Below are 17,503 nucleotides of genomic sequence, written 5' to 3'. Positions count from 1 at the left end.
AGTCCGACCACTGACGAGGAGCGGCACGTGAGCGAGAGCAGCACGGGGGCTGCCGCGGCGGAAGCGGTGACGGAGGCCGCCGCCGCGGCGGGGAACTGGCGCCGGGCCGGGGTGGCCGGCGCCGCGCTCGGTGTGCTCGCCGCGGGCGCGGCCGCGGGCGTCGCCATCGAGCGGCTCACCGTGGGGCGCGGCATGCGCAAGAAGGCCCGCCTCGCACTGGACGCCGCCGGGCCGTACGGCTCGCTGCGCGGCATGCCCGGCACGGCGTACGCGGACGACGGCACGGAGCTGTCGTACGAGGTCGAGGAGGTCGAGACGGACGGCGAGCAGGCCGCGCGCAGGCGCCGTCTCCTCGGGCGCCGCGTCCCCGCGCCCGTCACGGTCGTCTTCAGCCACGGCTACTGCCTGAGCCAGGACTCCTGGCACTTCCAGCGGGACGCCCTGCGCGGCGCGGTCCGCGCGGTCTACTGGGACCAGCGCAGCCACGCCCGTTCCGGGCGGGGCGTCGACCAGGCGGAGCGCGGTGTGCCGGTCTCCATCGACCAGTTGGGGCGCGACCTGCGGGCCGTCATCGACGCGGCCGCGCCCGAGGGGCCGCTCGTCCTCGTCGGGCACTCCATGGGCGGCATGACGACGATGGCGCTCGCCGACCAGTTCCCCGAACTGATCCGCGAGCGCGTCGTGGGCGTCGCCCTCGTCGGTACGTCGTCGGGGAAGCTCGGTCAGGTGAACTTCGGGCTGCCGGTGGCCGGGATGAACGCGGTCCGGCGGGTGCTGCCCGGCGTACTGCGGACGCTCGGCTCGCAGGCCGAGCTGGTGGAGCGGGGGCGGCGGGCCACCGCCGACCTCTTCGCCGGGGTCATCAAGCGCTACTCGTTCTCCAGCAGGGACGTGGACCCGGCGATCGCGCGGTTCGCGGAGCGGATGATCGAGTCGACGCCGATCGACGTGGTCGCGGAGTTCTACCCGGCGTTCGCCGAGCACGACAAGGCGGCGGCGCTCGAACGCTTCGCCGGGCTGCCGGTGCTGGTGCTCGCGGGGGAGGAGGACCTGGTCACGCCGAGCGAGCACAGCGAGGCGATCGCGGCGCTGCTGCCGGACGCCGATCTTGTCCTGGTCCCGGACGCCGGGCACCTGGTCATGCTGGAGCACCCCGACGCGGTCACGGACCGGCTCGCGGAGCTGCTGGCCAGGGCGGGCGCCGGGCGGGCGGCAGCCGACGCGGGGTCGTCCAGCGGCTAACGTGGACGGTATGGAAGCACCGCACCACCAGGCCCCCGCCAACGTACTCAAGATCACCGTCAACTCCCCCGAACGGATGGGCGAGTTGGGCCGCCGCCTGGCGAAACTCCTGCGCCCCGGCGACCTCGTCATGCTCACCGGCGAGCTGGGCGCCGGCAAGACGACGCTGACCCGCGGCCTCGGTGACGGCCTCGGCGTGCGCGGCGCCGTCACCTCCCCGACCTTCGTCATCGCCCGCGTCCACCCGCCGCTCGGTCAGGGGCCCGCGCTGGTGCACGTCGACGCGTACCGCCTGGGCGGCGGGCTCGACGAGATGGAGGACCTGGACCTCGACGTCTCGCTGCCCGATTCGGTGGTCGTCGTCGAGTGGGGCGACGGCAAGGTCGAGGAGCTGTCGGACGACCGGCTGCACGTCGTCATCGACCGCGCCGTCGGCGACACGGCGGACGAGGTGCGCGAGGTGACGCTGACCGGGCTCGGCGAGCGGTGGACGGACGCGGACCTGGCCTCGCTCGCGGCCTGACGCCACGGGGCGTTCCGCCGAAGGTTCCGACAAGTCGTCGGCAAAATCTTGCGTTGCACGCGCCGCGCGTGGTCACATGGGTACAGGTCCTGGTTAGGTCTACCTAACCACGTCTGTCCCCGGGAGCCCAGGAGGCATCCATGCCGGCTTCAGAACGTGACGCACAGCCGCAGCCGCACGCGCATGCGCACGGGCTGCCGGGACCTTCGGCCGTCTCGGGCCTCTCGCAGCTGTCGGGCCTGTCGCACCTGTCGATGAGCGATCTGCTCGCGTCGTGCGCCGCGGCGACCGCGGTCTCCACTCCGCCCAGGGACCCGGCACCCGCCGGGAAGAGGCCTACGGAACGACGACGACCTTCTTGCTGATCGTCGCGAACTCCCACATCGCGTTGCCGTGCGCGCGCGACTCGCGGATGCCACCGGTCCTCTTCGCCGGGTCCGGCTTCGGCGTCGAGCCGTCGACCGCCGCGCTGAAGCCGACGGTGATCCCGTCGACGGTCGTGAACCGCACGACGTGCTCGATCGGCACCCCGTCCGTACCGGTGACGGTCCCGGAGCGCGAGGTGACCGCGTACGTGCCCGGCGCCGGGTCCACCGAACCCGGCGTGACCTTGAACGTGATCCGCGGCTTCCCGGACGCCTCGACCAGCCAGACCCGGTCCTCGCCCACGGAGTACACGACCCGCTCGCCCGCGCCGGACTCGGCCGGCACCGCCATCGGGTCGGCCCTGTCCTTGGGGGAGCGGGAGGCGGTGGCGCCCGCGGACTTCTCCGGCTTGGCCGGGTCCGGCGCGTTGGCCGAAGCCTGGTAGGCGAGGAAGCCGACCGCGGCGAGCGCGGCGGCGGTGAGCCCGGCCACGAATCCCGAGCTGCTCCTTGACACCTTGCGCTCCCACTCTTCGTACGGCGTACGGATACGGAGCGACGGTAGCAGCAGGCACCGCTCATCCCGGGGCGGCCGTGCGCCGGGCGCCGGAGCCGTAGGCTGTTCGCGTGCTCTTGCTCGCTCTTGATACCGCAACGCCCGCCGTCACCGTCGCCCTCCACGACGGCTCCTCCGTCGTGGCGGAGTCGAGCCAGGTGGACGCCCGGCGCCATGGGGAACTGCTGCTTCCGGCCGTCGACCGCGTGCTCGCCGACGCCGGCCTGAGACTCGACGCCGTCACCGCCCTCGTCGCCGGTGTGGGCCCCGGCCCCTACACCGGGCTGCGCGTCGGACTGATGACCGCCGAGACCTTCGGCCTCGCCCTCGGCATCCCCGTCTACGGGGTCTGCACGCTGGACGGCCTCGCCTACGCCTCCGGCATCGACTCCGGCCCCTTCGTGGTGGCCACCGACGCCCGGCGCAAGGAGGTCTACTGGGCGCGCTACCAGGACGTGCGTACGCGCGTCAGCGAGCCCGCGGTCGACCGGCCCGCGGACATCGCCGCCGACGTCGAGGGCCTGCCCGCCGTCGGCGCGGGCGCGCTGCTCTACCCCGACACCTTCCCCGACGCCCGCGCCCCCGAGCACGTCTCGGCGGCGGCGCTCGCGTCCCTGGCCGCCGAGAAGCTCGCCGGGGGCGAGGCACTCCTTGAGCCCCGGCCGCTGTATCTGCGCCGCCCCGACGCGCAGGTGCCGAAGAACTACAAGGTGGTCACCCCGAAGTGACCGATGTGACCGATGGGACCGATGCGACCGCGGCCGCCGTGCTGCGCGAGATGCGCTGGTGGGACATCGACGCGGTGTTCGCCCTGGAGAAGGAGCTTTTCCCGGACGACGCCTGGTCGCGTGGCATGTTCTGGTCCGAGCTGGCCCACGCGCGCGGGCCGCTGGCCACCCGCCGCTATGTGGTGGCCATGGACGGCGACCGCCTGGTCGGCTACGCGGGGCTCGCCGCCTCCGGAGACCTCGCCGACGTCCAGACCATCGCCGTCGCCCGCGACCACTGGGGCACCGGGCTCGGTGCCCGGCTGCTCACCGACCTGCTCCAGGCCGCGACCGCCTTCGAGTGCCCCGAGGTCATGCTCGAAGTGCGGGTCGACAACACCAGGGCCCAGAAGCTGTACGAACGCTTCGGCTTCGAGCCCATCGGCTTCCGGCGCGGCTACTACCAGCCCGGCAATGTGGACGCCCTGGTGATGCGCCGTACCGATCCCTCCACCTCCGCTCCGACTGGCGTACAAGGAACCGAGATTCATGGCTGACTCGCGCGACGAACCCCTCGTCCTCGGCATCGAGACCTCCTGCGACGAGACCGGCGTCGGCATCGTCCGCGGCACCACCCTGCTCGCCGACGCCGTCGCCTCCAGCGTCGACGAGCACGCCCGCTTCGGCGGCGTCGTGCCCGAGGTCGCCTCCCGCGCGCACCTGGAGGCGATGGTGCCGACCATCGACCGCGCCCTGAAGGAAGCGGGGGTGAGCGCGAAGGACCTCGACGGCATCGCGGTGACCGCCGGGCCCGGACTCGCGGGCGCGCTGCTCGTCGGCGTCTCGGCCGCGAAGGCGTACGCGTACGCGCTCGGCAAGCCGCTCTACGGCGTCAACCACCTCGCCTCGCACATCTGTGTGGACCAGCTGGAGCACGGGCCGCTGCCCGAGCCGACCATGGCGCTCCTGGTCTCCGGCGGCCACTCCTCGCTGCTGCTGTCCGCCGACATCACCTCGGACGTCCGTCCGCTCGGCTCGACCATCGACGACGCGGCGGGCGAGGCCTTCGACAAGATCGCGCGGGTGCTGAACCTCGGCTTCCCCGGCGGCCCCGTCATCGACCGGTACGCGCGCGAGGGCGACCCGCGGGCGATCGCGTTCCCGCGCGGTCTGACCGGCCCGCGCGACCCGGCCTACGACTTCTCCTTCTCCGGGCTCAAGACGTCCGTCGCCCGCTGGATCGAGGCCAAGCGGGCCGCGGGCGAGGACGTGCCGGTGCGGGACGTCTCGGCGTCCTTCCAGGAGGCGGTCGTCGACGTGCTGACCCGCAAGGCGGTCCGCGCCTGCAAGGACGAGGGCGTCGACCACCTCATGATCGGCGGCGGCGTGGCCGCCAACTCGCGGCTCCGCGCCCTCGCGCAGGAGCGCTGCGAGAAGGCCGGGATCCGCCTTCGCGTGCCGCGTCCGAAGCTGTGCACGGACAACGGCGCGATGGTCGCGGCCCTCGGCGCGGAGATGGTGGCGCGCAACCGCTCGGCCTCGTCCTGGGACCTGTCGGCGGACTCGTCGCTGCCGGTGACGGAACCGCACGTGCCGGGCCACGGGCACGGCCACACGCACGACCACGACCATGTGCACGAGGTCAGCAAGGGGAACCTGTACTCGTGACCGTCGCGCTGATGTGGGAGGCCCGTGCCGTCGAGGGGCGCGGCGCGGAGCTGCTCGCGTGGGCGCGGGAGCAGCGGTTCGACGTCGTGCCGCTGCGGCGGGAGACGTTCCGCGCGCCGCAGGACCGGGTCCTGGTCATCACCTGGTGGGACGCCGCGTACGACGCCGAGCTGCCCGAACTGCCCGAGCCCGCACCGGAGTTGGTGACCCGGGCGGTGCATCGCTGGCGGTTCGAGCCGGTCGACGCGGACTGACGCTCACCGCTGGCGGTACGTCAACAGGTACCGCCAGAACAGCAGCTGCCGGACGTCGCTGCCGGGCAGGAGGCGGGTCGCCTCGGCGCGGATCTGCGGGAGCGTCATGTCCGGCTGTCGTACGGGGGCCTTGAGCGGGGGCGCGTGCGTGCCGCGCACGCGCTCGCCCGCGTACACCGTCAGGCGCGCCAGCGCGTTGGCGGGGGTCGCCGCGAGGTCCCACCAGGTCGTCCCGGCGTAGCAGCCGAGGACGAGCAGGGTGCCGCCGGGCGCGAGGGCGGCGCGCAGCCGGGTCAGCGTGGTGAACGGCATGTGGTGCAGGCTCGCCAGGCAGGTGATGACGTCGTAGTGGCCCTCGGGGAGGTCCTGCGCGGTCACGTCCGCCCGCCGGTAGCGGGGGCCTCCACCCAGCGCCTCGGCCTCGGCGACGACCTCCGCCGACGGGTCGAGCGCGTCGACCTCGTAGCCGCGGGCCGCGAGGCGGCGGGCGAAGCGGCCGGTGCCGCAGCCGATGTCGAGGGCGGTGCGGCCGTGCGGCGGCAGGTGCCTCAGGAGCAGCGGGTGGTAGTGGTCGTTGTGGTCGAAGGGCATGGCGGCGAGCCTGGCACACGGCTCACTCCGCCCGCTCCGCTCCCGCCCGCCCCAGCAACCCGTCGACGACCGCGCCCAGTTGGCGGGCCACGTCGTAGTCCTCGGTCAGTTCGGTCCACTGGTCCGCGAGCGCCGCGAGGTGGGGGAGTTCGGCCGCGTCCGCGTCCGTGAGCATGCCGGGGAAGTGCCGCTTGCGGTCCGGGTCCGCGGCGCGGCGCTCCATCGCGCGGCGGAAGACCAGGTCTCCGTAGACGCAGTGCCACAGGGTCCGGTAGGCGCGGACCGCCTCCGCGGGGGTGAGGCCGCAGTCGACGGCCGCGCCGATCATCTCCTCGACCATCCACAGGGCGCCCCTGTCGGTGAGGTCGCCGAGGCTGAGCACCTCGACCACCCAGGGCATCCGCGCCAGCGTGCCGTGCATATGCAGGGCGACGGCGAGGAGGCGCTCGCGCGGGTCGGCCGGCAGCTCGGGGCGCGGGACCGTGGCGGCGGTACCGGCGAGCGTGAGCATCAGCAGCTCGTCCTTGTCGCGTACGTGGTGGTAGAGCGCCATCGGCGTGGTGCCGACCTCCTTGGCGACCCGGCGCATGCTCAGGGCCGCCACGCCCTCCTCCTGAAGGATCCGGCGGGCGGTCGCGACGATCGTCTCCGGTTCCAGGCGCCGGGGTCGCCCCACGCCGCGCTTCTTCGCCTTCTCTTCTGCTGCCACCGGCTCATTGTCGCGCGCTCGCTCCGCACGGACCCCTGCCTAATTTCTATACGCGTATAGTAATGTGCCGCCCATGGTGAACAAGGTGAACTCGCGTACCCCGCAAGGGGCTTTACTGCCGGTGCTGCTCACCGTGCAGTTCCTCGTCTCCCTCGATGTCTCCGTCGTCAACATCGCCCTGCCCGACATGGACGACGACCTCGGCTTCGCCCCCGGCTCGCTGCTCTGGGTCGTCAACGCCTACGCGCTCGCCTTCGGCGGCCTGCTCATGCTCGGCGGACGCCTCGCCGACCTGGCCGGGCGCCGGCGCACCCTCATCTGGGGCTTCGTCGTCTTCGGCGTGGCGAGCCTCGCGGGCGGGCTCGCCCTGACACCGGGGCAGCTCATCGCGGCGCGGGCGGTACAGGGCGCGGGCGCGGCGGCGCTCGCACCCGTCGCGCTCACCCTGATCACCGTCAACTACGCGGCGGGGCCCGCTCGTTCGCGGGCGCTCGGCCTCTGGGGCGTCGCGGGGGCGCTCGGCGGCGCGGTCGGGATCATGGCGGGCGGGCTGCTCACCGACTGGGTGGGCTGGCGATCGGTGATGCTCGTCAACGTCCCCGTGGTGCTCGCCGCGCTCCTCGCCGCCCGCCGCGGGGTGCCCGTCGACCGCCGCACCGGGCCCGCGCCCCGACTCGACGTCACCGGTGCCCTGCTCGTCACGGCCGGGACGGCGGCACTTGTGCTCGGCCTCGTGCGCACGGAGACGTACGCCTGGGGATCCGGCACCACGCTGGGCACGCTCGGCGTCGCGGCCGTCCTGCTCGCGGCCTTCGTCGCCGTCGAGGCCCGCAAGCGGGAGCCGCTGCTGCGGCTCGGCCTGCTCGGCACCGCCCACCGGCCCGTGCTCTCCGCGAACGTCTTCTCGCTGCTGATGTCGTCGGGGCAGTTCGCCGCCTTCTACTTCACCTCGCTCTACCTCCAGCAGGTGATGGGGTACGGGCCGACGGCGGCCGGTGCCGCTTTCCTGCCGTTCTGCGCGGGCGTCGTGGCCGGGTCGACGGTCGCGGCCCGCACGGTCGGGCGGGTCGGCGAACGGGCGCTGCTGGTGGCGGGCGGGCTGCTCGGGGCCGCCGGGTTCGGCTGGTTCGCGCTGACGGTCGAGGCGGGCGGCACGTTCCTCGGCTCGATCCTCGGGCCCTCGCTGGTCGCGAGCGTCGGCATCGGCATGTGCTTCGTACCGCTGGGCACGGCCGCGACCAGCGGGGTCGCCCCCGAGGAGGCCGGCATGGCCTCCGGGCTGCTCAACAGCTCGCGTCAGCTCGGCGGCTCGCTCGGCCTCGCGGTCCTGGTCACGGTCGCGGCGAACGTCACCGGCACGGGGACCGGCCGGGCCGCCCTCGCCGAGGGGCACGCGGCGGCCTTCGCGGTGTCCGCGGGGCTGCTGGTGGCGGCCGCGCTGGGGACAGCCGTGCTGCACGGCCGCCGAGCGTCGTCGCCCGTGCCGCCGGCTCGGGACACCGCCCCGGACCCTGTCGCCCGCGCCTGAGGCTCCCCCCTCGTGGCTCCCTCCCGGCCCCCGCGCTCCTTTCCGGGGCCGGGCGGCCGAGTTACGGGACCGGGTGGCCGATCAGCATCGTGGGCGCCCCGGCCACCCGCGTCAGGAACACCGTCGCCGCGTTCTTCCCCTGCGGCTTCACCTTGCGGCGCAGCTCCTCCGGTTCCACCGCCGAACCCCGCTTCTTCACCGTCAGGATCCCGACCTCCCGCTCCCGGAGCAGGGCCTTCAGCTTCTTCACACCGAAGGGGAGCCGGTCGGTGATCTCGTACGCCACCGCGTAGGGCGTCGTGTGCAGCGCGTCGGACGTGACGTACGCGATGGTCTCGTCGATCAGCCCGCCGCCGACCCGCGCCGCGACCTCGGCGACCAGATGCGCACGGATGACGGCGCCGTCCGGCTCGTACAGGTACCGCCCCACGGGCCGCACCTCGGGGTCGGGAAGCATCGCGTCCAGGGCGCTCCACAGGGAGACGTCCTGGGGCAGGAGCGTCGCGCGGTGCGAGGCTGGCGCGTCCGTGCCGAACCACAGCACCGCCTCCTTCACATCGCCGCCGTCCGAGATCCACTCGGCCTCGGTCCCCGCGGGGATCGCCTCGTGCGGGATCCCGGGGGCGATCTTCAGCGCGGCGCGCGGGGCCTTGCGGGCCGCCCGGACCGCCCAGGACAGCGGCGGGGAGTAGGACTCCGGGTCGAAGATGCGGCCGCGCTTGGAGGAGCGCCGCGCCGGGTCCACGAACACCGCGTCGTACGCCGATGTGTCCACGTCCATGACATCGGCCTCCCGGACCTCGATGAGGTCGGCGAGCCCGAGCGCCTCGGCGTTGGCACGGGCGACCGCGCAGGTCAGCGGGGACCGGTCGACGGCCAGCACGGAGATCCCGGCCCGCGCCAGCGCGATCGCGTCACCGCCGATGCCGCAGCACAGGTCGGCGAGGGAACGCACCCCGAGCCTCTTGAAACTCTCGGCGCGGTGCGTGGCGACGGAGGCGCGGGTGGACTGCTCGACGCCGTCCGGCGTGAAGAACATCCGGGCCGCGTCCTCGGCGCCGAACTTCGCCACGGCCCGTTGGCGCAGCCGCGCCTGGGCGAGCGCGGCCGAGACCAGCGGCGCCGGGTGCTCGCGGCGCAGCCGGGTGGCGGCGGCGAGTTCCCGCGCGGGCTCCACGTCCCGCACCTCGTCGAGCAGGGCCCGCCCCGCTTCGGTGCGCAGGGCGGCGAAGGCGGCGAGGGGATCGTCGAGGCCCGCGTCCTCGGCGCCTTCGGAGGTGCGGTCGGCGGCAGGGGTGCTCGGCGTGTTCGGGTCGTTCACCCGCCCCATTGTGGGCCAGTCGGTGGATGGTGCGCGGCCGGTGGCGGTGTCGACCCCGGGGTACGCCGGTGAGCTGCGAGGATCCGGCGCCATGCAACTCGTACGACAAAAGGAAGAATCCGCCGCACGGCGGAAGAATCAGACGCGTGCCGTCGTGGCGGTGCTGACCGTCACGGCGATCGCCTCGGGCTGCGCCTCCGCGGGCGGCTCGGACGCCGTGAAGCCCGCCCACGGCCAGCAGCCGCTCAAGGCCCCGCCCGCCAGGGCCCTCGACTCCTACGCCCATCAGCTCGGCGTCTCCCAGGCCGCCCGGGTCGCGGCCGCCAAGCGCTGGCGCCTCGCAAGGACCCCGCTGGCGGCGCCCGCGCCCCCCAGGAAGAAGCCGCGGCTCAAGACCCGCAAGGGCTTCGAGGTCAAGGGCCACGCCAAGCTGCCGCCGGTCTTCACGAGCATCCCGACCAAGCAGAAGGTCGTCTTCCTCACCATCGACGACGGCGCCGAGAAGGATCCGGCGCTGCTGAGGATGATGAGCGACCTGAGGATCCCGTACACCGCCTTCCTCAGTGACTACCTGGTCAAGGAGGACTACGCGTACTTCAAGAAGATGCAGTCGCACGGGGTCGCCCTGAACAACCACACCCTCAATCACCGCTATATGCCCGGCCTCTCGTACAAGAGCCAGCGCCGCGAGATCTGCGGCATGCAGGACACCATCGAGAAGCGCTACGGCAAGCGGCCCGAACTCTTCCGCCCGCCGTACGGCAACTACAACGCCAACACCCTGCGCGCCGCGAGGTCGTGCGGCATCAAGGCCGTGCCGCTGTGGAACGCGGAGGTCTTCGCCGACCGCATGGAGTACCGCGAGTGGGACCGCGACCTGCACCCCGGCGACATCATCCTCACCCACTTCAGGGGCCGCGAGGACTGGAAGGGCACCATGCCCGACATGGTCCGCAGGCTCATGAGGACGGTCACGGCCAAGGGGTACGCGGTGGCCAGGCTGGAGGACTACCTGTGACCCGGCGGGCGCGAGCCCACCGCCGCCTCCTCACCGGGGCCCTCCTGTGCGGAGTACTCGCGCCCGCGCTGCTGACGTCCTGCGCCGAATCGGTCGACCCGATCGAGCGACTGGGCAGAAAGGCGGCGGAGAAGCTCCCCGACAGGGAGCCGTCCGCCTCCGCCTGTGGGGAAACGAGGCCTCCGCGAGCCGCGGGCGGGGAACCCGGAGTCATCGAGAGCCGTTGCCCCGAACGAGGGAAAACACCGCCCGCCCCGCCCGCCCGGGGCGCCGCGATCCGCTGAAGCCGGACGCAGTCGATTGGCACTCCGCTTGACCGAGTGCTAATCGCCGTCCTAGTCTCGCTTCTGGCACTCCCCGTTGGAGAGTGCCAATAGCGACGGGCAGGTCCGGCACCCGCGACGACGGATCCACCTGGTCGCCACACCTAAGACTGTTAACCCCGTGAGATCTCCGAAGGGGGAGACCGGATCGTGACGACCACCAGCTCCAAGGTTGCCATCAAGCCGCTCGAGGACCGCATTGTGGTCCAGCCGCTCGACGCCGAGCAGACCACGGCCTCCGGCCTGGTCATTCCGGACACCGCCAAGGAGAAGCCCCAGGAGGGCGTCGTCCTGGCCGTGGGCCCGGGCCGCTTCGAGAACGGCGAGCGTCTGCCGCTCGACGTGAAGACCGGCGACATCGTGCTGTACAGCAAGTACGGCGGCACCGAGGTGAAGTACAGCGGCGAGGAGTACCTCGTCCTCTCGGCTCGCGACGTGCTCGCGATCGTCGAGAAGTAATTCACCGCTTCACCTGCATCACCTGCTTCACCAGCAGATTTGCTTTTTGAGCTGCGCCCCTGGTCACCCCGCTGATTGCCGGGCGGCGAGGGGCGCGGTTCGTTCACCCGAGTTTTCGAGAGGGCTGAATCGCTCCCATGGCGAAGATCCTGAAGTTCGACGAGGACGCCCGTCGCGCCCTTGAGCGCGGCGTCAACAAGCTTGCCGACACGGTCAAGGTGACGATCGGCCCCCGCGGCCGCAACGTCGTCATCGACAAGAAGTTCGGCGCCCCGACCATCACCAACGACGGCGTCACCATCGCCCGTGAGGTCGAGGTCGAGGACCCGTACGAGAACCTCGGCGCCCAGCTGGTGAAGGAGGTGGCGACCAAGACCAACGACATCGCTGGCGACGGCACCACCACCGCCACCGTGCTCGCCCAGGCCCTGGTCAAGGAAGGCCTGCGCAACGTCGCGGCCGGCGCCTCCCCGGCCGCCCTGAAGAAGGGCATCGACGCCGCCGTCGCGGCCGTCTCCGAGGAGCTGCTCGCCACCGCCCGCCCGATCGACGACAAGGCCGACATCGCGGCCGTCGCCGGTCTGTCGGCCCAGGACCCGCAGGTCGGCGAGCTGATCGCCGAGGCGATGGACAAGGTCGGCAAGGACGGTGTCATCACCGTCGAGGAGTCCAACACCTTCGGCCTGGAGCTGGACTTCACCGAGGGCATGGCCTTCGACAAGGGCTACCTGTCCCCGTACATGGTCTCCGACCAGGAGCGTATGGAGGCCGTCCTCGACGACCCGTACATCCTGATCCACCAGGGCAAGATCTCCTCCATCCAGGACCTCCTGCCGCTGCTCGAGAAGGTCATCCAGGCCAACTCCTCGAAGCCGCTCCTGATCATCGCCGAGGACGTCGAGGGCGAGGCCCTGTCGACCCTGGTCGTGAACAAGATCCGCGGCACCTTCAACGCCGTCGCGGTGAAGGCCCCCGGCTTCGGCGACCGCCGCAAGGCGATGCTCGGCGACATGGCCACCCTCACGGGCGGCACCGTCATCGCCGAGGAGGTCGGCCTCAAGCTCGACCAGGTCGGCCTGGACGTGCTCGGCACCGCCCGCCGCGTCACCATCACCAAGGACGACACCACGATCGTCGACGGCGGCGGCAACAAGGCCGACGTCGAGGGCCGCGTCGCCCAGATCAAGGCCGAGATCGAGGCCACGGACTCCGACTGGGACCGCGAGAAGCTCCAGGAGCGCCTCGCGAAGCTGGCCGGCGGCGTGTGCGTCATCAAGGTCGGCGCCGCCACCGAGGTGGAGCTGAAGGAGAAGAAGCACCGTCTGGAGGACGCCATCTCCGCGACCCGCGCCGCGGTCGAGGAGGGCATCGTCTCCGGTGGTGGCTCCGCCCTGGTCCACGCCGTCAAGGTCCTCGAGGGCAACCTCGACAAGACCGGCGACGAGGCCACGGGTGTCGCGGTCGTCCGCCGCGCCGCCGTCGAGCCGCTGCGCTGGATCGCCGAGAACGCCGGCCTCGAGGGTTACGTCATCACCTCGAAGGTCGCCGAGCTGGACAAGGGCTTCGGCTTCAACGCCGCGACCGGCGAGTACGGCGACCTGGTCAAGGCCGGCGTCATCGACCCGGTCAAGGTCACGCGCTCCGCGCTGGAGAACGCCGCGTCGATCGCCTCCCTGCTCCTGACGACCGAGACCCTGGTCGTCGAGAAGCCGGCGGAGGACGAGGCGGAGGCCGGGCACGGCCACGGCCACGGTCACTCGCACTGACCGCTGCGCTCGCTTGAACGGTGACTGAGGCCCGGCTTCCCTTGCTTGCGGGGGGAGCCGGGCCTCAGCCCTTTTCGGGGGCGCGTCTGCCGGGTTGCTCTGTCCGTACCGGGTGCGAGTCTGTTCTTGGCCGGTCGCGCAGTTCCCCGCGCCCCTGAAGGGGCGCACCACCGGGCCCCGTCAGGGGCGCGGGGAACTGCGCGAGGACGGACCACGGCCCGCGGTCGGCGACGAGCACCGACCCGGCAGACGCGAGGCCTATAAGACCTACTGAGGCCCGTACTTCCGGCCCGTGCGGGACGTGACGCCCCCCAGCAGGGACCTCGGCGTCACCTTCACCAGGCCCATCAGGGCCTTGTAGCGCGGATCGGGGATGGAGACGGTCCGGCCCCGCGCCAAGTCGGCCAGCGCAGCGGCCACCAGCTTGTCCGCGTCGAGCCACATCCAGTTGGGGATGTTGGACGTGCCCATCCCGGCCCGCTCGTGGAACTCCGTACGCACGAAGCCGGGGCACAGCGCCATCAGCCGCACCCCGCTGCCCGCCAGGTCCTTCGCCGCGCCCTGCGTGAACTGCACGACCCACGCCTTCGAGGCGCCGTACGTGCCGCGCGGTACGAAGGCCGCGACCGACGCGACGTTCACCACCCCGCCCCGCCCGCGCTCCCGCATCGGCCCCGCGGCCGCCGACGTCAGCCGCAGCACCGCCTCGCAGTGCACCTTGAGCATGGTCAGCTCGTCGCTCATCGGGACTTCCAGGTACCGGCCCTTGTTGCCGAACCCCGCGTTGTTGATCAGCAGATCGACCGGGTCCCTGCGGTTCGCCAGCCGCTTCTCGACGGACTCGATGCCGCCGTCGGTGGCGAGGTCCGCGGTGAGGACCTCCGCCTCGATGCCGTGCCGGTCGTGCAGTTCGGTCGCCTGCTCGCGCAGCCGCTTGGTGTCGCGCGCCACCAGGACGAGGTTGTGGCCGTCGCCGGCGAGGCGTCGCGCGAAGGCGGCGCCGATGCCGGCGGTGGATCCCGTAATCAGAGCCGTAGTCATGGCCCAAGGCTAGTGAGCCCCGATAACGAGCGTGTGACACACGCGCCCCACTGTCTCAAAGGCGCGTCATGACATTTCGTGACAGGCCCAAGCATCACTTATGCTCGAAGCATGATCGAGGCCCGTCATCTCCGTGTCCTGCGCGCCGTGGCCACCACCGGCTCCTTCTCGGCCGCGGCCCGTGAACTCGGCTGCACCCAGCCTGCGGTGAGCCAGCAGATGAAGGCCCTCGAATCCTCCACCGGCACGCCGCTGCTGATCCGCACCGGCCGCGAGATGCGTCTGACGCAGGCGGGGGAAGCCCTGGTCAGGCATGCCACGGGCATCCTCGCCGGGCTCACCGCCGCGGAGGAGGAGGTCGCCGCCATCGCGGGCCTGCGCGCGGGCCGGGTCCGGCTCGTCTCGTTCCCGAGCGGCAGTTCGACGCTCGTCCCCGGCGCCCTCGCGGCGCTGCGCGCGGCGCACCCGGGCACGCGTGTCTCCCTCGTCGAGGCCGAGCCGCCGCGCTCGGTGGAGATGCTGCGCGAGGGCGACTGCGATGTGGCGCTGGCGTTTCGCTACGACGGCGCGTCCGAGGGCGCGTCCGCGGCGGAGGAGTGGGACGACCTCGTCGTACGGCCCCTGCTCGCGGACCGGCTCGTCGGTCTCGTACCCGAGGAGCACCGGCTGGCCGGGGCGGAGGCGGTCACCATCGGGGAGTTCGCCGACGAGCCGTGGATCGCGGGCTGCCCGCGCTGCCGCAGGCAACTGGTCGAGGTCTGTGAGGCCGCCGGCTTCGCGCCCCGGATCGATTTCGCGACCGACGACTACCCGACGGTGATCGGCCTGGTCGGCGCGGGCCTGGGGGTCGCGGTCCTGCCCGAACTCGCCATCGATTCGGTACGTCCCAGGGGTGCCCGCACGGTGACGGTGGAGCCGGCGGTGCGACGGGAGATCGTCGCGCTCACGCTTCCGGACCTGGCGCAGGTACCGGCCGTCGCCGCCACGCTGGACCACCTCGCGCGGGCTGCGGCGCGCTGATGGGGGAGCGCGCCGACGGTGGGGCGCTGAGGGCGCCCACCCGTCCGCAAGTTCGAAGAAACGTTCCTTCAGAGAGGTGACACGGCGCCTCAGTGGTGCGAGACGGCTCTCCCTGCCGAAGCCGAAGCCGAAGCCGAAGCCGAAGCCGATGTCGACGCCGCCGCCGTCACCAGGCGATTGCGCGCCCGCCCCATGAGTTCCTCGCGCTCGTCCTCCGTCAGTCCGCCCCATACGCCGTACGGCTCGCGCACCGCGAGTGCGTGAGCGGCGCACTCCGCGCGCACCGGGCACCGCATGCAGACCTCCTTGGCGGAGTTCTCTCGCGCGCTGCGCGCCGCGCCCCGCTCGCCCTCCGGGTGGAAGAAGAGCGAGCTGTCGACCCCGCGGCAGGCCGCGAGGAGCTGCCAGTCCCACAGATCTGCGTTCGGTCCGGGAAGGCGGGAGAAATCTGCCATTGCTGGTCCCCTTGAAGCCGTTCTGACGCGGATACGGTGTCCATGACCGTTATGACCGTACATCTACTGTCTAAGGAGATGAAAATATGACTCATTGCGAATCTAGCCATAGACACCGGCAAAAGGGAACAAAAGGCGCTAAATGGGGCATAGCTTGTGATGAAACCTTGAGGGTGTGCCGCACGCTCTGCGCTGTGTCCGCGCCCTCACGTAGAGTGCCGAAGATGGCTGACTGCCCCGTAACTCTTTCGGGTGACCGTCGTTGAGAGTGCGAGGCGGTTGAAAGAAGAAGCGCTCGGGCAGGTGTCCGAGAGCGTCAACCGCACAGGTGACGAATATGTACCAGCCTGGAGGCTCAAGGTGACGCGCAGCAGCTGTGAGAGCCGCGGAGGACAGTCATGACATCCGTCCTCGTCTGCGACGACTCCCCGCTTGCCCGAGAGGCGCTCCGCCGCGCGGTCGCGACCGTGCCCGGTGTCGAGCGTGTGACGACGGCGGCCAACGGCGAGGAAGTCCTCCGCCGCTGGGGTGCCGACCGCTCGGACCTGATTCTGATGGACGTACGCATGCCCGGTCTGGGCGGCGTCGAGACCGTCCGGCGGCTGCTGTCCGCCGACCCCGGTGCGCGCATCATCATGCTCACCGTCGCCGAGGACCTGGACGGGGTCGCGCTCGCGGTCGCCGCCGGTGCCCGCGGCTATCTGCACAAGGACGCCTCGCGCGCCGAACTGCGCGCGACGGTCACGCAGGCGCTCGCCGACCCGACGTGGCGGCTCGCCCCGCGCAGACTGCGCTCGGCCGAGATGGGCGCCGCGCCCACGCTCACCGCGCGTGAGATCCAGGTCCTGGAAGGCATGAGTCACGGCCGTTCGAACGCGGAGATCGGGCGCGAGCTGTTCCTCTCCGAGGACACCGTGAAGACGCACGCCAGGCGGCTCTTCAAGAAGCTCGGCGCCTCGGACCGGGCGCACGCGGTGGCGCTCGGCTTCCGCTGGGGTCTGGTCCGCTGAGTGTGCCGCAGCGGGGGCCCGGCCCTCCCCGCCCGCCATGTGGTGGGCGGGGTGCCCGACGCCCGCCGCACCCCCTCTCGGGAGCGGTTGCTGTCGCTTCGCGGCCGATGCCGCATCCTTGAGGTGTGGAGTTCCTCGGGGACGAGTCGATCGAGCGGGAGGGGAGGGCGCAGGAGATGAGTTCCGGCGCACCTGCTCATAACGCTTCAGTGCACAACTACGGACGCGGTGCCACAGATCAGTCAGCGTCAAGGCACCATGGACCGATGCGCGATGACAAGACGACGGTGATCGGTGCCCTCGTCCTTCGCGCCGTAGAGGGCGACCAGCAGGCCACGCACGACCTGCTCGCACACGTGCACCCCCTCGCGCTGCGCTACTGCCGCGCCCGGCTGTCCCGACTGCCGGGTGACGCTCGCCACTTCGTGGAGGACCTGGCGCAGGAAGTCTGCGTCGCCGTCCTGCTCGCCCTGCCGCGCTACAAGGACACGGGACGCCCCTTCGAGGCGTTCGTCTTCGCGATCGCCGCGCACAAGGTGGCCGACCTCCAGCGCGCGGCGATGCGCCGTCCCGGCTCCACCGCCGTGCCCTCCGACGAGATGCCCGAGCGGCCCGACGACTCGCTCGGCCCCGAGGAGCGCGCCCTGCTCAGCAGCGACGCGGAGTGGGCCAAGAAGCTCCTCGCCAACCTCCCGGACAACCAGCGCGAGCTGCTGCTCCTCAGGATCGCCGTCGGGCTCACGGCCGAGGAGACGGGCCAGATGCTGGGGATGTCCCCGGGGGCGGTGCGGGTGGCCCAGCACCGGGCGCTGAGCCGCCTGCGGGCGCTCGCCGAGCAGTAACCGCAGGCGAAGACGGAGCGGTAACCGCAGGCGAACACAGAGACGTACGAACGTACAAAGCTTGCCGATGATCTTGGTCGTGGAATGAGACACCCCTCGTTCCCG

General features: G+C 72.0%; 20 protein-coding genes. 14 read left to right on the top strand and 6 right to left on the bottom strand.

The genetic code is table 11. The annotated features are described in order from the left end of the window. Positions 1–27: 27 nt before the first annotated feature. The 3 genes from IG54_RS0114125 (at position 28) to IG54_RS43580 (ending at position 2,130) form a co-directional block, all read left to right on the top strand. Positions 28–1,242, top strand: coding sequence for an alpha/beta fold hydrolase (locus IG54_RS0114125; protein WP_030782478.1), 1,215 nt, complete (start codon positions 28–30; stop codon positions 1,240–1,242). A 10-nt stretch (positions 1,243–1,252) separates the two neighbouring features. Next, positions 1,253–1,765, top strand: a complete 513-nt coding sequence (gene tsaE / locus IG54_RS0114120) for a tRNA (adenosine(37)-N6)-threonylcarbamoyltransferase complex ATPase subunit type 1 TsaE (protein ID WP_030782475.1) — start codon at positions 1,253–1,255, stop codon at positions 1,763–1,765. 140 nt (positions 1,766–1,905) lie between these two features. Continuing rightward, entirely contained in the window at positions 1,906–2,130 is a 225-nt protein-coding gene (locus tag IG54_RS43580; protein ID WP_106977010.1) for a hypothetical protein, read from the top strand. Here the strand turns inward: IG54_RS43580 and IG54_RS0114115 are convergent. Beyond that, entirely contained in the window at positions 2,102–2,647 is a 546-nt protein-coding gene (locus tag IG54_RS0114115; protein ID WP_063756223.1) for a hypothetical protein, read from the bottom strand. The two genes, IG54_RS43580 and IG54_RS0114115, sit on opposite strands and share 29 nt — an antisense overlap. Positions 2,648–2,757: 110 nt before the next feature. On the opposite strand from IG54_RS0114115, the gene tsaB reads away from it, so the two are divergent. Genes tsaB through IG54_RS0114095 form a run of 4 tightly spaced genes read left to right on the top strand, consistent with a single transcriptional unit; the run spans position 2,758 to position 5,315 of the window. Next, on the top strand, positions 2,758–3,414 hold the full coding sequence (gene tsaB / locus IG54_RS0114110; RefSeq protein ID WP_030782470.1) for a tRNA (adenosine(37)-N6)-threonylcarbamoyltransferase complex dimerization subunit type 1 TsaB: 657 nt from the start codon (positions 2,758–2,760) through the stop codon (positions 3,412–3,414). Between the two features lie 50 nt (positions 3,415–3,464). Beyond that, on the top strand, positions 3,465–3,950 hold the full coding sequence (rimI, locus tag IG54_RS0114105) for a ribosomal protein S18-alanine N-acetyltransferase (protein WP_051819517.1): 486 nt from the start codon (positions 3,465–3,467) through the stop codon (positions 3,948–3,950). After that, the gene (gene tsaD, locus IG54_RS0114100; RefSeq protein WP_030782464.1) at positions 3,943–5,061 is read left to right on the top strand and encodes a tRNA (adenosine(37)-N6)-threonylcarbamoyltransferase complex transferase subunit TsaD; all 1,119 of its coding nucleotides are present in this window, start codon (positions 3,943–3,945) and stop codon (positions 5,059–5,061) included. Before rimI ends, tsaD begins: the two co-directional genes overlap by 8 nt. Continuing rightward, positions 5,058–5,315, top strand: coding sequence for a hypothetical protein (locus IG54_RS0114095; protein ID WP_030782461.1), 258 nt, complete (start codon positions 5,058–5,060; stop codon positions 5,313–5,315). The genes tsaD and IG54_RS0114095 overlap by 4 nt, the downstream gene beginning before the upstream one ends. A 3-nt stretch (positions 5,316–5,318) precedes the next feature. Here the strand turns inward: IG54_RS0114095 and IG54_RS0114090 are convergent, their stop codons facing one another. Together IG54_RS0114090 and IG54_RS0114085 are read right to left on the bottom strand one after the other, a co-directional pair. Continuing rightward, positions 5,319–5,906, bottom strand: a complete 588-nt coding sequence (locus tag IG54_RS0114090) for a class I SAM-dependent methyltransferase (protein ID WP_030782458.1) — start codon at positions 5,904–5,906, stop codon at positions 5,319–5,321. A 22-nt stretch (positions 5,907–5,928) separates the two neighbouring features. Next, positions 5,929–6,615: a TetR/AcrR family transcriptional regulator gene (locus IG54_RS0114085; protein WP_030782455.1), complete on the bottom strand. Its 687-nt coding sequence runs from the start codon at positions 6,613–6,615 to the stop codon at positions 5,929–5,931. A gap of 73 nt (positions 6,616–6,688) precedes the next feature. Here IG54_RS0114085 and IG54_RS0114080 point away from each other — a divergent pair, with 73 nt between their 5' ends. Further along, on the top strand, positions 6,689–8,143 hold the full coding sequence (locus IG54_RS0114080; RefSeq protein ID WP_030782452.1) for an MFS transporter: 1,455 nt from the start codon (positions 6,689–6,691) through the stop codon (positions 8,141–8,143). 61 nt (positions 8,144–8,204) lie between these two features. On the opposite strand, the gene IG54_RS0114075 is transcribed toward IG54_RS0114080, so the two are convergent. Further along, a complete protein-coding gene (locus IG54_RS0114075; protein WP_078594082.1) occupies positions 8,205–9,473 on the bottom strand; it encodes a THUMP-like domain-containing protein in 1,269 nt (422 codons plus the stop codon). 82 nt (positions 9,474–9,555) lie between these two features. On the opposite strand from IG54_RS0114075, the gene IG54_RS0114070 reads away from it, so the two are divergent. The 3 genes from IG54_RS0114070 to groL all read left to right on the top strand — a co-directional run bounded on the left by IG54_RS0114070 (position 9,556) and on the right by groL (position 13,030). Continuing rightward, a complete protein-coding gene (locus tag IG54_RS0114070; RefSeq protein ID WP_030782445.1) occupies positions 9,556–10,482 on the top strand; it encodes a polysaccharide deacetylase family protein in 927 nt (308 codons plus the stop codon). A 473-nt stretch (positions 10,483–10,955) separates the two neighbouring features. Continuing rightward, complete coding sequence (gene groES / locus IG54_RS0114065; protein ID WP_010471835.1) at positions 10,956–11,264, top strand: co-chaperone GroES; 309 nt, start codon at positions 10,956–10,958, stop codon at positions 11,262–11,264. A 137-nt stretch (positions 11,265–11,401) separates the two neighbouring features. Beyond that, positions 11,402–13,030 (top strand): chaperonin GroEL, encoded by a 1,629-nt coding sequence (groL, locus tag IG54_RS0114060; protein WP_030782438.1) that lies wholly within the window; start codon positions 11,402–11,404, stop codon positions 13,028–13,030. Positions 13,031–13,297: 267 nt separating this feature from the next. On the opposite strand, the gene IG54_RS0114055 is transcribed toward groL, so the two are convergent. Continuing rightward, positions 13,298–14,071: an SDR family NAD(P)-dependent oxidoreductase gene (locus IG54_RS0114055; RefSeq protein WP_030782435.1), complete on the bottom strand. Its 774-nt coding sequence runs from the start codon at positions 14,069–14,071 to the stop codon at positions 13,298–13,300. 111 nt (positions 14,072–14,182) lie between these two features. Here IG54_RS0114055 and IG54_RS0114050 point away from each other — a divergent pair, with 111 nt between their 5' ends. Continuing rightward, positions 14,183–15,091 (top strand): LysR family transcriptional regulator, encoded by a 909-nt coding sequence (locus tag IG54_RS0114050; protein ID WP_030782432.1) that lies wholly within the window; start codon positions 14,183–14,185, stop codon positions 15,089–15,091. Between the two features lie 89 nt (positions 15,092–15,180). Here IG54_RS0114050 and IG54_RS0114045 read toward each other — a convergent pair whose 3' ends face one another. Continuing rightward, the gene (locus tag IG54_RS0114045; RefSeq protein ID WP_030782429.1) at positions 15,181–15,546 is read right to left on the bottom strand and encodes a WhiB family transcriptional regulator; all 366 of its coding nucleotides are present in this window, start codon (positions 15,544–15,546) and stop codon (positions 15,181–15,183) included. Positions 15,547–15,944: 398 nt separating this feature from the next. On the opposite strand from IG54_RS0114045, the gene IG54_RS0114040 reads away from it, so the two are divergent. Then, positions 15,945–16,556, top strand: a complete 612-nt coding sequence (locus IG54_RS0114040) for a response regulator transcription factor (protein WP_003948568.1) — start codon at positions 15,945–15,947, stop codon at positions 16,554–16,556. 266 nt (positions 16,557–16,822) lie between these two features. Further along, positions 16,823–17,398 (top strand): sigma-70 family RNA polymerase sigma factor, encoded by a 576-nt coding sequence (locus IG54_RS0114035; RefSeq protein WP_030782426.1) that lies wholly within the window; start codon positions 16,823–16,825, stop codon positions 17,396–17,398. Positions 17,399–17,503 lie beyond the last annotated feature (105 nt).

Origin of the sequence: Streptomyces sp. NRRL S-920 (assembly GCF_000717945.1) — a bacterium.
Lineage (GTDB): Bacteria > Actinomycetota > Actinomycetes > Streptomycetales > Streptomycetaceae > Streptomyces > Streptomyces alboniger.
This window is presented reverse-complemented; position numbering and strand designations above follow the sequence as displayed.